12 protein-coding genes are annotated in these 13,630 nt (G+C 73.6%); 5 read left to right on the plus strand and 7 right to left on the minus strand.

Going from position 1 to position 13,630, the window contains the following annotated elements; genetic code table 11:
* Nucleotides 1-6: 6 nt before the first annotated feature.
* On the plus strand, nt 7-825 hold the full coding sequence (gene kduI / locus AC3RJ8_RS00615; protein ID WP_489714043.1) for a 5-dehydro-4-deoxy-D-glucuronate isomerase: 819 nt from the start codon (nt 7-9) through the stop codon (nt 823-825).
* Between the two features lie 48 nt (nt 826-873).
* On the opposite strand, the gene AC3RJ8_RS00620 is transcribed toward kduI, so the two are convergent.
* The 4 genes from AC3RJ8_RS00620 to AC3RJ8_RS00635 all read right to left on the minus strand — a co-directional run bounded on the left by AC3RJ8_RS00620 (nt 874) and on the right by AC3RJ8_RS00635 (nt 7,253).
* Nucleotides 874-1,098, minus strand: coding sequence for a PspC domain-containing protein (locus AC3RJ8_RS00620; RefSeq protein WP_489714044.1), 225 nt, complete (start codon nt 1,096-1,098; stop codon nt 874-876).
* 112 nt (nt 1,099-1,210) lie between these two features.
* Nucleotides 1,211-1,774, minus strand: a complete 564-nt coding sequence (locus AC3RJ8_RS00625) for a DUF421 domain-containing protein (protein ID WP_489714045.1) — start codon at nt 1,772-1,774, stop codon at nt 1,211-1,213.
* Between the two features lie 107 nt (nt 1,775-1,881).
* The gene (hrpA, locus tag AC3RJ8_RS00630; protein WP_489714046.1) at nt 1,882-6,612 is read right to left on the minus strand and encodes an ATP-dependent RNA helicase HrpA; all 4,731 of its coding nucleotides are present in this window, start codon (nt 6,610-6,612) and stop codon (nt 1,882-1,884) included.
* A 29-nt stretch (nt 6,613-6,641) separates the two neighbouring features.
* Nucleotides 6,642-7,253, minus strand: a complete 612-nt coding sequence (locus AC3RJ8_RS00635; RefSeq protein ID WP_489714047.1) for a TetR/AcrR family transcriptional regulator — start codon at nt 7,251-7,253, stop codon at nt 6,642-6,644.
* A 68-nt stretch (nt 7,254-7,321) separates the two neighbouring features.
* Between AC3RJ8_RS00635 and AC3RJ8_RS00640 the strand changes: the two genes are divergently transcribed.
* Nucleotides 7,322-8,224, plus strand: coding sequence for a DMT family transporter (locus AC3RJ8_RS00640; RefSeq protein ID WP_489714048.1), 903 nt, complete (start codon nt 7,322-7,324; stop codon nt 8,222-8,224).
* Here AC3RJ8_RS00640 and AC3RJ8_RS00645 read toward each other — a convergent pair.
* Nucleotides 8,194-9,150, minus strand: a complete 957-nt coding sequence (locus AC3RJ8_RS00645) for a helix-turn-helix transcriptional regulator (RefSeq protein WP_489714049.1) — start codon at nt 9,148-9,150, stop codon at nt 8,194-8,196. The two genes, AC3RJ8_RS00640 and AC3RJ8_RS00645, sit on opposite strands and share 31 nt — an antisense overlap.
* Nucleotides 9,151-9,271: 121 nt before the next feature.
* On the opposite strand from AC3RJ8_RS00645, the gene AC3RJ8_RS00650 reads away from it, so the two are divergent.
* A complete protein-coding gene (locus AC3RJ8_RS00650; protein ID WP_489714050.1) occupies nt 9,272-10,399 on the plus strand; it encodes an epoxide hydrolase family protein in 1,128 nt (375 codons plus the stop codon).
* Between the two features lie 67 nt (nt 10,400-10,466).
* On the opposite strand, the gene AC3RJ8_RS00655 is transcribed toward AC3RJ8_RS00650, so the two are convergent.
* Entirely contained in the window at nt 10,467-10,982 is a 516-nt protein-coding gene (locus AC3RJ8_RS00655; protein ID WP_489714051.1) for a DUF4190 domain-containing protein, read from the minus strand.
* A gap of 81 nt (nt 10,983-11,063) precedes the next feature.
* On the opposite strand from AC3RJ8_RS00655, the gene AC3RJ8_RS00660 reads away from it, so the two are divergent.
* Entirely contained in the window at nt 11,064-11,912 is an 849-nt protein-coding gene (locus tag AC3RJ8_RS00660) for a siderophore-interacting protein (protein ID WP_489714052.1), read from the plus strand.
* Between the two features lie 33 nt (nt 11,913-11,945).
* Nucleotides 11,946-12,800, plus strand: coding sequence for a VOC family protein (locus tag AC3RJ8_RS00665; protein ID WP_489714053.1), 855 nt, complete (start codon nt 11,946-11,948; stop codon nt 12,798-12,800).
* Between the two features lie 15 nt (nt 12,801-12,815).
* On the opposite strand, the gene AC3RJ8_RS00670 is transcribed toward AC3RJ8_RS00665, so the two are convergent.
* Nucleotides 12,816-13,604: a class I SAM-dependent methyltransferase gene (locus AC3RJ8_RS00670; RefSeq protein WP_489714054.1), complete on the minus strand. Its 789-nt coding sequence runs from the start codon at nt 13,602-13,604 to the stop codon at nt 12,816-12,818.
* Nucleotides 13,605-13,630: the final 26 nt, after the last annotated feature.

The following is a 13,630-nucleotide window of genomic DNA, read 5'->3' on the forward strand; positions in this document are numbered from 1 at the left end:
CCACCCATGGAACAGCGCTACGCCACCAACCCGACCGAGGTCCCCGGCCTGACCACCCAGGGCCTGCGCGACCGGTTCCTCGTCGAGGACCTGTTCGTCCCCGGCGAGGCCCGGACCGTCTACACCCATCACGACCGCATCGTGATCGGTGGCGTGCTGCCCGGGAGCGAGCCCGTCGCCCTGCCGAACCCGGCCGAGCTGCGCGCCGACTACTTCCTGCAGCGGCGGGAGGTCGGGATCGTCAACGTCGGGTCCACCGGCACGGTGACGGCCGACGGCGAGACGTACGAGCTGCCGAACTGCGCCGTGCTGTACATCGGCAGCGGGACCCAGGACGTGTCGTTCGCCGGCGAGGGCGCCGCGTTCTACCTGTTCAGCGCGCCGGCGCACACCTCGTACCCCACCGTGCTGAACCTCCCGGGCGACGGGAACACCCTCGAGCTGGGCGACCAGGTGACGTCGAACCGCCGCTCCCTGGAGCAGGTCGTCCACGCGAAGGGCGTGCAGTCCTGCCAGGTGGTCATGGGCGTCACGCGGCTGCACGAGGGTTCCATGTGGAACACGATGCCCGCGCACACCCACGACCGGCGCACCGAGTGCTACCTGTACTTCGACCTCGACGCGGACGCGCGCGTGCTGCACCTGTGCGGCGAGCCGACCGAGACGCGCCACCTCGTGGTGGCCGACCGTCAGGCGGTCATCTCGCCGAGCTGGTCCGTGCACTCGGGCGTGGGGACGTCGTCGTACGCGTTCGTGTGGGCGATGGCGGGGGAGAACCAGGACTTCACCGACATGGACGCGGTGCCCCCCACCGACCTCCGCTGAGGTAGCGCCCCTCGGCGCGAGGTAGCGCTACTCGCGCCGAGGTAGCGCTCAGGCCCCGTAGACCTTGCGCTCGTCCGGCATGAGGATCCAGAACACGATGTACGCCAGGACCTGCGGGCCGGGGATGAGGATCGAGAGCGCCGTCAGGAGGCGCACGAGTCCCCGGCTCCAGCCGAGGTAGTCGGCGATGCCGGCGCAGACCCCGCCGATCACGCGGCCGTTGCCGGGCCGGTAGAGCTTGCGGGGCTGCTGGACGGTCTGAGGATTGCTCATGCTTCGACACTAGGCACGACGGCGGTACCTCGGTATCCGGTGACCCCCGGATTCGACCCTGGGCCGCCCTGAGGACCGCCGGTCAGTACCCCGGGCTCACGACCGGCTCACGCTAGCTGCGCCGCCCCAGCAGGTGCTCCGGAACCAGGCGGGCGCCGAGGACACCTTCCAGCAGCTCCGCGTCGATCGGCGTCCCGCGCCGCAGGACGCTGATCGCACCCGTCGGTTCGAGCAGGGCGACCGCGACGTCGTCGTGCCGGTGGACGCCCGCGATCCGGAGCTGCGAGGCGAGCTCGGTCCCCGCCACGTGCGCGCGGCGCAGCTGATCCTCCAGCACGCGGCCGTCGGCCATGAGCACGATGGGCCGGGTCGTGATCGCCCGGGCGCCGAGCGGCCGCACGATGAGCGCCCCGGCGACCGACTGCAGGGCGACGAGAGTCAGCATCGCCACCAGTCCGCCGCCCAGCACGGCGACGTCGCCCAGCGCCGCCCGCCCCAGGATGGCCCCGAACGCGATGATCGCCACCAGGTCGTAGTTCGACATCGCGCCGAGCATCCGCTGCCCGATCACTCGCACCAGCAGCATCATCGCGAGGTACATGCCGGTCGTGGCGAGGACGACGGCGAGCGCTTCGGTCGGGGTGAGCCAGAGCAGGTCGGCGAGCGGGTCGAGCATCGAGGTGTCTCCGGGGGGTCGGGTGGGGACGGTCGGCGCGCGTTCGGCACTTCGTGCTCCGTTCGGCAGTTCAAGCTGCCGAACGAGGCAGGAAGTGCCGAACGGAGTCACCAGCCGCCGGGGGTCAGGATCTTGCGGATCCGCTTCTCGCTCACCGCGCCGTCGGTGCCGAGCTGCTGCGCGAACAGGGACACCCGCAGCTCCTCGAGCAGCCAGCGCACCTCGGCGAGCTCGGTCTCCCGCGCGGGATCCGCGGCACCCGAGGCGTACGCGGCCCGGGCGCGGTCGTACGCCTCGGTGACGTCGTGCACCTTCCAGGCGAGCTCGGCGTCGCGGTGCGGATTCGACTGTGCCTTCTCCAGCCGGTACGACGCCGCCCGCAGGTACCGCACGAGGTGCGGCACCCGTCGCGGTGGCGTCGCGGCCACGAACCCGTCGCGGACCAGCCCGGCCACGTGGTCGCGGATGTCCTGCAGCGTGTTGAGCAGCGCGAGGGACGACGACGCCCGCACCTCGCCCTCGACGGTCCGCCACGCGCTGAGCGCGGCCACGACATGGCCGACGACGCGGTGCACCTCGTCCTCCAGGTGCTGGCGCACGAACGCCACGGACTCCTTGTACGTCTCGGCGTCCCGAATCTGTACAGCGACCGGTCCGCCGACGGGCGTCCCGGGAGCCTTCAGCTCGTCGGCACTGGTGAGCGCGATGACCGCGGCCAGCTGGAGGTCGGCGACCAACGCCTCGGTGTTCCGGTACGGCGCCGCCGCGAGAGTCAGCGACTGCTTCGACGACCATCGTGACGTGATGCGCGCGGTCGCCAGCGCCGTCTCCGACAGCAGCAGCCGCCGCACCCCGCGCTCGTGCGCCGCTTCCTGCGCAGCGGCGTCGGCCAGCACCCGCAGCGCCACCGACGGCGCACCCTTCGCGTCCCGCTCCTCGACCAGCGCGGGATACCCCTGCACCACGACCCCGCCCCCGAGGTCGGTCGACACCACCCGAGGCAGTTCCCCACCAGGCACGGAAGGCCACGTCGACAGCCCGGTCTCCTCCGCCACGACGACGCCGTGACCCGGACGGGAGTCAGCGGATGGGGACGACGCAGCGGAGGCGGCCGGTCCGGCGTCGGACGAAAGCCCGGGCTGGCTGGGCCTGGCGGGAGCCGAGGGAGGAACGACCGAGGCGGATGGACGCCCGGGCGTGTCCGACGTCGGACCGGCTGCCGCACCCACCCCCGACGGCCCCGAACCCGACCCAGACGCTGCCCGCGCCGCCTCTTCGAGCGCGACCCCCACAGCCCCCTTCACGGCCGCCCGCACCGCCGCCTCCGCCTGCGGGGCCAACCGCTTCTGCAGCGACAGCAGGTCCTTGGACTCGTCGAGCGGCACGGGAGCAGGTCGCTTCGAGCGCCCCTTCTTGCCGCCGCTGCGCCCGCGCCCGTCACCCGAGGAGCCGGCTGGGTCCTCGACGCGGAACGTCATGCGCAGGTGGGCGGGCAGCCGCTCGACGCGCTCGGCGTCCCAGGCGTCGTCGGGGATGACGACGTCGCGCAGCTCGCGCACGGCGCGCGAGAACTCGACGTGGAACGGCGACGCCATGTCACCGGCCCGCGCCATGTCCGCCCACGCGGGCGTGTTCTCGCGCAACCAGTGCGCGACGGCGGCACCGACGTCGGGCGCGGGGACCAGCTCGCGCCGCACCGCCTTGGGCAGCGAGCGGATGGTGGCGACGCAGAGCTCGTCCAGCAGGCCGGGCACCATCCAGTCGAACCCCTCGGGCGCGACCCGGTTGAGGATGGACAGCGGGATGTGGACCGTGACGCCGTCGGCGTCCGTGCCGGGCTGGAACTGGTAGGTGAGCGGCAGGGTGACGTCGCCCTGCGTCCACGTCTCGGGGAACATCTCGGGGAGCGCAGCGGTATCGGCAGAATCGACGAGCTGGTCGAGCGTGAAGGTCAGCAGCTCGGGGTCGTCGCGCCGGGCCTTCTTCCACCAGGTGTCGAAGTGCCGGGCGCTGACCACCGACGCCGGCACGCGCTCGTCGTAGAACGCGAACAGGTCGTCCTCGCTGGCGACGAGCCCACGCTGGCGGGAGCGCGCCTCGAGCTCCTCGGCCTCGGCGAGCAGGCGGCGGTTCTCGGCGAAGAACCGGTGATGCGTGGTCCACTTCCCCTCCACGAGGGCGTGGCGGATGAACAGGTCTCGGGCACCCACCGGATCGATCTTCCCGAACAGCACCTTGCGGTCCGCGACGATCGGCACGCCGTAGAGCAGCACCTTCTCGGTGGCCATGGCGGCGCCCTGCTTGGTGGACCAGTGCGGGTCGGCGTAGGTGCGCTTGGCGAGGTCTCCGGCGAGCTCCTCGGCCCACTCGGGCTGGATGCGGGCGACGTCGCGGGCCCACAGCCGGGAGGTCTCCACGAGCTCGCCGGCCATGATCCAGGCGGGCGGCTTCTTGCTCAGCGGCGACCCGGGGAAGATGGCGAACCGCGCGCCGCGCGCCCCCAGGTACTCGTTGCGGGCGCGCTTGGCGGCCTGCCGCAGCGCCCGGGCCCGGGCCTCGCCGCGCAGGTGCGCCACGGAGGACGCCTTGACGTCGCTGGTCTCCTGCATGCCGACCTGGGAGAGCAGCCCGGCGAGCAGCGACCGGTGGACGGTGTCGCCGTCCCAGGCGTGCCGCCAGTCGTCCGGGTTCTCGGGGTCGGCGGGCTGCGCCTCCCGTGCCGGGCGGGACAGGTCGATGCCGAGCGGGCCGGACATCTGCCGGAGCTGGGCGACGACGTCCTGCCACTCGCGCACCCGCAGGAAGTTGATGTACTCGGCCCGGCAGGTGCGCCGGAACGCCGAGGAACCCATCGTGCGCTGCTGGGAGCGCAGGTACTCCCACAGGTTGAGGTAGGTGAGGAAGTCCGACGTCGGGTCGGTGAACCGGGCGTGCATCTGGTCGGCCTGTGCCCGGGACTCCGCCGGGCGTTCGCGCGGGTCCTGGATGGACAGCGCGGCGGCGATGATCGCGACCTCGCGGGCGACGCCGTGCTTTGCGCCCTCGATGATCATGCGGGCCAGACGCGGGTCCATGGGGAGCTGCGCGAGGGTGCGCCCGACGTCGGTCAGCCGCGCTTCTCTCGTCCCGCTGCCGTCGCGCTCCTGCACCGAGAGCGCGCCGAGCTCGGTGAGCAGCTGGACGCCGTCGCGCACGGCGCGCGTGTCCGGGGGCTCGACGAACGGGAACTTCGCGACGTCGTCGGGCGTGGTGACGACGCCGACCGAGATCATCTGCAGCAGCACCGACGCGAGCGAGGTCCGCAGGATCTCGGGCTCGGTGAACTCGGGCCGGCTCTCGAAGTCGTCCTGGGCGTAGAGGCGGATGGCGACGCCGTCGGCGACGCGGCCGGAGCGGCCGGACCGCTGGTTCGCCGAGGCCTGCGAGATCGGCTCGATCGGCAGCCGCTGCACCTTGGTGGCCTTGGAGTAGCGCGAGATGCGGGCGGTGCCGGGGTCGACGACGTAGTGGATGCCGGGCACGGTCAGCGAGGTCTCCGCGACGTTCGTGGACAGCACGATGCGTCGCGAGGAGTGCTGCTGGAACACGCGGTGCTGCTCGGCGGCGGACAGCCGCGAGTACAGGGGCAGGATCTCGACGTGCTGGGGGTGCTTGGGGTCGCGGGCGCGCTCCTTGAGGTGGCCCTCGAGGGCGTCGGCGGCGTCGTGGATCTCGCGCTCGCCGGAGAGGAACACGAGGATGTCGCCGGGACCTTCGCGCATGAGCTCGTCGCACGCCTCGACGATGCCGGTGACGAGGTCCTTCTCCTCGCCCTTCTTCTTCTGGGGGCGGTCGGGGTCGCTGTCCGGGGAGAGCGGCCGGTAGCGGATCTCGACGGGGTAGGTGCGCCCGGTGACCTCGATGACCGGCGCACGATCCTTCTGGTCGCTCTGCGCCTGCGCGCCGCTGCCGGCGGATGCCGCGCTGCGCTCGGCCTCCACCGTCCTCTCCGCTGCGGCCCAACGCTCCAAGGAGGCGGGCGAGAAGTGCGCCGCGAACCGCTCCGAGTCGATCGTCGCGGAGGTGATGATCAGCTTGAGGTCGGGGCGGCGCGGCAGCAGCCGGGACAGGTACCCGAGCAGGAAGTCGATGTTGAGCGACCGCTCGTGCGCCTCGTCGATGATGATCGTGTCGTAGGCGAGCAGCTCCGGGTCGCGCTGGATCTGCGCGAGCAGGATGCCGTCGGTCATCACCTTGACCAGGGTGTCCGCGCTGGAGGTGTCGGTGAACCGCACCTGGTAGCCGACGACCCCGCCGAGAGGCTGGGGCCGAGCTCCGTTGATCTCCTCGTTGACCCGTTCGGCGACCGACCGCGCCGCGATCCGGCGCGGCTGCGTGTGCCCGATCTGGCCCTTCCGGCCGCGGCCGAGCTCGAGGAGGATCTTGGGCAGCTGCGTCGTCTTGCCCGAGCCGGTCTCACCCGCGACGACCACGACCTGGTGCTTCTCGATCGCGGCGGCGATGTCCTCGCGCCGCGCGGAGACGGGGAGCTGCTCGGGATAGGTGATGGGCGGGACGACGACGGCGGACCGGGCCGCCGCTGCCCGGTCGAGCTGGTCGCGGCTCACCCGTGCCGGGCCGCGGCCGGTTCGCGCGGCACCGTCCCGGGCGCCGCCCTTCGGGTTGCCGCCGTTCCGCGCGGCCCCCGACTTCCGCGCCCCGCGGCCGCGCCGTCGTCGGGCGCCGTCCTGGCCGGTGCGCCGCCCGCCCTGCTGGTCACCGCTGCGACGGTCCGGGCGGTCGCCGCGCGCACCGCCGTCGTCGGCGGGCTGCGGGGCGGGGGATGGCTCAGTGCTCACGACCCCTCATTCTCCCAGTCCTCGCAACCTCATTCGGCGCTGGGCGCCGACGCGGCCAGGAGCGTCTCGACCGTGGCGCGGGCCTCGGCCAGTGCGGCCGGGCGGCCACCGGCCGTCGACAGGACCAGCGTCCCCTCGTAGACGAGGTGGACGGAGGCGCCGGTCGCCTCGGGCGCGGGCAGGCCCGCCGCGGTGGCGAGGGTGACGAAGAGCCGGCGCATCCAGTCCTTCTCGCGCCGGACGACGTCGCGGGTCGCGTCGTCTCCGGCGCCCACCTCGGCGTACGCGTTGACGAAGGCGCACCCGCGGTCCTGGCCTGCGTGCCACTCCTCGAGGGCGTCGAAGACGGTGAGCACGCGCCGCCGGGGGTCGGGCTGGGCCGCGAGCAGCTCGAGGACGTGGTGCTGCCACCGGGCGCCGCGGCGGGTGAGGTACTGCGCGACGAGCCGGTCCTTGGAACCGAAGCGGTCGTAGAGCGTCTTCTTCGTCGTCCCCGCCTCGAGGGCGACGAGGTCGACGCCGACGGCGCGGATGCCGCGGGTGTAGAAGAGCTCGCTGGCGGCGTCGAGGAGGCTGTGGCCGGCGGGGGTGAGCACCGGCTCGGTGAAGACGGGGGTGGGGGGTTCGAGGGTGGTCGTCATGGTGACCTCCACGGGGTGGTGAAAGAGGGTACTGCGAGTATACAGACCGGTATGGTTACGTCGAGGCCATGAGACGAGACACTCTGGCGGCCGTCGGCCTGGTCGTGTTCTGGAGCTCCGGGTTCGTCGGGGCCGAGCTGGGCACGCGCGACGCCTCTCCGCTGACCCTGCTCGCCTGGCGGTACCTGCTCGCCGGGGCGCTGGCCCTCGTGCTCCTCGCCGTGCTGGCCGGACGACGACGCCGCGTGACACGTCGGCGCGCGCGCCACGCCGTCGTCGTCGGACTGCTGACCCAGGCCGGCTACCTGGGCGGCATCGTCGGCGGCGTCGCGCTGGGTGTCGACGCCGGCACGGCGGCCCTCGTCGCCGCGCTGCAGCCCCTGGTGGTCGCCGTGCTGGCGCAGGTGGCGTGGGGTGAGCGCACGACGTCGGGTCAGCGCGTCGGGCTGGTCGTCGGCCTGGCCGGCGTGCTGCTGGTCGTCCTCGGCGACCTGGGTCAGGGAGCGGCGCCGGCGTGGGTGTACCTGCTCCCGCTCGGAGGCATGCTGTCGCTGTCCGTGGGCACGCTCCTGGAACGTCGCGCGCCCGAGGGCGGGGACGTCGTCGCCGACCTGGCCGTGCACACCCTGGCGGCGGGTGCGGCCCTCGTCGGCCTCGCTGCCGCGACCGGCCAGATCTCCGCGCCCGCGGGCGCCCCGAGATTCTGGGCGGCCGTGGTGTGGGTGGTGGTTCTGTCGACGGTCGGCGGGTACGGGTGCTACTTCCTGGTGCTGCGACGGCGCGGGCCGCAGACCGTGAGCGCCCTGCTGTACCTCACGCCACCGGCCACCGCGCTGTGGGCCGCGCTGCAGCTCGGTCAGGTCCCGGGGCTGCTCGCCCTCCCGGGAGCGCTGCTGTGCGCGGGGGCGGTCTGGCTGGTGACGCGCCGGGACCTGTCTCGTCAGCCGGAGCCGGCCACCGCCCGCGCGTAGCGGGCGGCCAGCACGCGCACGTGCTCGACCAGCTCCGGCGGCTCGGTGACGTGGAAGTCGAACCCGAGCATGCCGCTCCACACCGCGACCGTCTCGACGCTGTCACCGCCGGTGACGAGCACGCAGCGGCCGTCGGGCAGCGGCTCGACCGTGCCGACCGCCGGGTTGATCCGCGCGAGCACGTCCTCGGCCGTGGCGTCGACGACGATCCGGGCGTGCACGGCCCAGCCGGTCCGGGCGACCTCGCGGACCACGAAGTCGGTGAGGTCGCCCGGGAACGGTGCCGGGGCGAAGCGCCGCCCGCCGGGGGTGCGCAGCTCCAACCAGTCGACGCGGTACGGGGCCCAGCCCGCGCCCGAGACGTCACGGGCGACCAGGAACCACCGCCGCTGCCACGCGACGAGGTGGTACGGCTCGATCTCGACGGGTTCGCCCTGGTAGAAGGCCCGCAGCCCCTGGTGGTCGCGGATCGCGTCGGCGACGGCGGTCAGCGTGTCGGGATCGACCGGCGGGTCCTCGACGTCGGAGTCGGTGTTGGCGGGGCCGGCCGTGCTGGCCGAGCGCAGGGCGGCGAGCCGGCGTCGCAGCCGGTCCGGCATGACCTGCTCCAGCTTGGTCAGGGCGGACTGCCCGGACTCCTCGAACCCGGCGGTCCCCGTCGCGGAGCGGAGTCCGACGGCGACGGCGACGGCCTCGGCGTCGTCCAGCAGGAGTGGGGGCAGGCGCGCGCCGGCACCGAGCCGGTACCGGCCGCCGGGGCCGCGTACCGAGTCCACGGGGTAGCCGAGCTCGCGCAGCCGGGCGACGTCGTGGCGGACGGTGCGGTCGGTGACACCGAGGCGTGCGGCGAGCTCGGCGCCGCTCCGGTCTGGGCGGGACTGGAGCAGGCCGAGCAGCGCGAGCAGGCGGGCCGAGGTGGCCGTCATGAGGTTCCTCCGAGATCATCGCGACCGGTGCAGAATACCGGAGCGAAACGTTCCTGAACCCCTCTTAGTGTCGGAGACATCAGCAGGGCACGAGCCCCGCGCCGACACCGGGAGAACCGCCATGGACACCACCGCTCAGCTCACCGTCCGCCCCTTCGCCGTCGAGGTCCCGCAGGCGGACCTGGACGACCTGCACGAGCGCCTCGAGCGCACCCGTTTCGCCCCCGCCGCCCCCGGCGACTCGTGGGAGTACGGCACGCCGGAGTCCTACCTGCGCGACATGGTCGAACGGTGGAAGGGCTTCGACTGGCGCGCGGTCGAGGCCCGCCTGGCCGCCTACCCGGGCTTCCGCACGGAGATCGACGGCCAGCCGATCCACTTCCTGCACGTCCGTTCCGAGCACGCGGACGCGACGCCGCTGCTGCTCGCCCACAGCTACCCGGGATCCGTGCTCGACTTCCTCGACATGATCGACCCGCTGGTCGACCCGGTCGCCCACGGCGGCCGGGCCGAGGACGCCTTCCACCTGGTGATCCCGTCCGTGCCCGGGTTCGGCTTCTCGACGCCCCTGGTCGGCGAGAGCTGGACGACGGCGCAGGTCGCGCGGGCGTACGACACGCTCATGCGCGCGCTCGGCTACGACGCCTACGGGGTGCACGGCAGCGACAACGGCGCGCTCGTCGGCCGGGAGCTCGCCGTCGTCGACCCGGAGGGGTTCCTCGGGGCGCACGTGCTCCAGCTGTTCTCGTTCCCGTCCGGGGCCGAGGGGGAGATGGACTCCTTCGGCCCGCGGGAGTACGCGGCGCTGGAGCACATGCAGTGGTTCCGGTCGGTGGGCGCCTACAACACCATGAACGCGTCGCGGCCGCAGACGATCGCCGCGGGTCTCGCGGACTCGCCTGTCGCGGTGCTGGCCTACCACGAGCTCTTCGAGAGCTTCGGCAACGGCACGTCGCTGGTGCGGCCCGAGCAGGTGCTGGCCCAGGCGACCCTGTACTGGCTGACCAACACCTACGCGACGGCGGTGCGCCAGTACCGCGCCGAGCAGCGCGCGCAGGCGGAGCCCGTGGTCAGCACCGGTCGGATCGGGGTGGCCGTCTTCGCCGACGACTTCCAGACGATCCGCAGCCTCGCCGAGCGTGACAACGCCCACATCGAGCACTGGTCCGAGCTCCCGCGCGGCGGCCACTTCGCCGCCCTCGAGGTCCCGGACGACGTGGTGGCGGACCTGCGGGTCTTCTTCGGCTGAGGGGCCGTCGGCACGGCGGAGGGCGGCGTCCGGTTCCTCCGGGCGCCGCCCGACGTGCCGCCGCGGGTCAGTAGACCCCGCTGGTGGTCGAGACCATCGCTCCGAACATGACGACGAAGAACAGGATGTAGGCGAGGACGGCGAGGACGGCGAGGGCCGTGAAGATGATCGACAACCACAGCCCCCACGTGCCCAGCGGGTTGTCGACACCGGCCTTCTTCGACTCCGACAGCGCCATCGCGGAGACGACGATGCCCGCAGGTGCGAGAACGAACGCGAGCACGAAGCCGACGATCCCCATCGTCCTGCCCGGGGGGTCCGGCGGATACGGCGCCGGGTACCCCGGCTGCTGGTACCCGGCCGGCGGATAGCCCGCCTGCTGGTAGCCGGACTGCTGGTAGCCGGGCTGCTGGTACCCCGGCTGAGGTCCGGGCTGCTGGTACCCCGGCTGGGTGCCCGACTGCTGGCCGTACCCGGACGCGGGCTGCGACGGGTCCTGCGGCTGCTCGGAACCCTGCGGCCCGGGGGCAGGTTCCCCGCCGGGCGTCGAGGACGGCTGGGGCGGTTGGTGCGGATCGGTCATGTGCCCCAGTGTCCCGGACGCGGGGCCTGCGCACCAGGGCCGCCCTTCCGCGGGGCCGACCGGCCGTGATGGGATCGAGAGGTGTTCACCCGACCTCGCACCTCGTTCGACCTCGTCCCCCGTCGTGTGCGCGTGCACGCCGTCCGCCGGCTCACCGGCTCGATGGTGCGCACCACGTTCCGGGACGCCGACGGCGCGGACCCGGCCGCGGCGTCGTCCCTCGCGGCGCTGCGGTCCCCGGGGCCCGAGGACCACGTGAAGGTCTTCCTGCCCGACCCGGCCACCGGTGAGCTGCACGCGCCGACCGTCGCCCCCGACGGCGGGATCCAGCGACCCACCGGCGCCGTGTCGATCTCGCGCGAGCTCACGGTGCGGGCACGGCGCACCGTGGACGGCGTGGCCGAGGTGGACGTCGACTGGGTGCTGCACGGCGACGAGGGCCCGGCCTCGGCCTGGGCGTCGCGCGCCGCCGTGGGCGACGAGGTGGTGCTCGTGGGGCCGGGTGCGAGCGTCGCCGTGCCGGAGGGCGTCGAGCGGCTGACCGTCGTCGTCGACGAGACCGGGCTGCCCGCCGCAGCGCGCTGGGTCGAGGCCGTGGGGCCGGACGTCCGCGTGACGGCGGTCGTGGAGATCGGCGACGACGTCGACGAGTCGTTCGTGGAGGCCGAGCTGGGCCACGCCGACGTCGAGATCCTCTACCGCACCGACGGCCCCGGTCAGCTCGAGGAGGCCGTGCGCTCGCTGGGCGGCCTGGACGACGGCGAGCTACTCGTCGCGCTCGGTGAGGCCGGCGAGCTGGTACCCGTGCGCCGGTACCTGCGTCACGAGGCCGGTGCGCGCCCGGACCAGCTCGCGATCTCCGGCTACTGGCGGCGCGGCACCGTCAACCTCGACCACGACCAGCCGCTGGACCCGACCGACCCGGACTGACGGAGTGTCGGTGGCGCGCGGCACGCTGGGTCCATGGCGACGACACCGCACACCTACCCGCACGGCGTGCCGTGCTGGATCGACCTCGAGCCGCCGGACGTGGACGCGGCGCTCGCGTTCTACGGGGCGCTGTTCGGCTGGACCTTCACGGAGAAGCTGCCACCCGGTGTGCCCGGCCGCTACGTCGTCGCGTCGCTCGACGGGACGGACGCCACGGCCGTCGCTGCCGTCGCGACCCCCGACGTCCCCGCCGACGGCGCGCTCGCCTGGAACACCTACCTGGCGGTGGACGACGTCGTGGTGGTGGCCGCGCGCGTCGCGGCGGCCGGTGGCGTGGTCGAGACCGGGCCGGAGGCGGTGGGACCCTCCGACCGGCTCGCCGGCCGGATGGCGCGGATCCGCGACCCGCAGGGAGCCCCCAGCAGGCTGTGGGAGGCCGGGACCCGGCTCGGCGCGCAGACGGTCAACGCGCCCGGCACGTGGAACTTCAGCAACCTGCTCACGCCCGATCCGGTGGCGGCCCTGGACTTCTACGGGCCGGTGCTGGGCTGGGAGGTCGACCCGGAGCTGGCGGTGGGCATGGCTCGCGTGCCCGGCTACGGGGAGCACCTGGCCGCCACGTCGGACCCCGACATCTTCGAGCGGCAGGCGTTCGCGCCACCGGGGTTCGCGGACGTAGTCGCTGGGGTCGTCGAGGACGGTGGCCCCGCCCGGTGGTCGGTCGCGTTCGCGGTCGCGGACCGGGACGTCGCTGTCGCGGCGGCCGAGAGCGCGGGCGCGACCGTGCTCTCCTCCACCGAGACGGAGTGGACCCGGGAGGCGGAGGTCCGCGACCCGCAGGGTGCCGTGCTCGTGCTGTCGCAGTTCGCTCCGTCGGACGGCGCCTGAGGCGCGGCCCGTCCGTCAGAGGCGGCGAGCCTGCACGAACACCACCGAGTCGCCGAGCAGCGGCATCCGCTCCAGCGTGCGTGCGTCCGCCAGGCCGGCCGTCGTGAGCAGCCGCTCGATCCCGCCGTCGGCGTTGTCGGCGTCGTGGGTGCCGCTGCCCGGTCCGTGCCCGGGCTGTCGCCCCGACGCTCCCGGCCGGTGCCGGTGGCCCCCGGGCCGGTGGGTGCCGTGCCCGCCGTCGGTGCTGCCGTCGTGGCGGTGCCCTGACGTCTCGTCCCCGTGACCGTGGGCGCTCGCGTGGTCCCCGCCGAAGTCCGCGACGGTCACCCGACCGCCCGGCCGCAGCACCCGCGCGACCTCCGCGGCGAGGCGCTCCTTCTCCTCGGCCGGCACGTGGTGCAGCGCGAGGGACGAGACCACGTGGTCCTGGCTGGCGTCCGGCACGGGCAGGCGGTGGGCGAACCCGCGCACCAGCGTGACCTCACCACGCCGCCGGCGGCGGAGCTTGCGGGCCGCGCGGCGCAGGGACTCGCTGTCGGGGTCCAATCCGGTGACGACCGCGTCCGGGGCGGCGCGCAGCACCTCGCGCGACAGGTTGCCGGTGCCGCAACCGACGTCGAGCACCCGCTCTCCCGAGGCGATCTGGGCGAGCTCGACCGTGCGGCGGCACAGGCGGCCGAGGCCCCGGAAGCGGGCGGTGAGGTCGTACCAGGGCATCAGCCAGGCGCGGGACATGCCGGGCAGGAACTCGTGGTCGGACTCGTCCGGGCGGACGTCGTCGAGCAGACGGACTTCGCGGGGCATCGGGCCTCCTGAGGGTGCGGGCGGTT

The organism is Isoptericola sp. MSGPD8_1_ISO-PGPR-S23-394 (assembly GCF_058072785.1).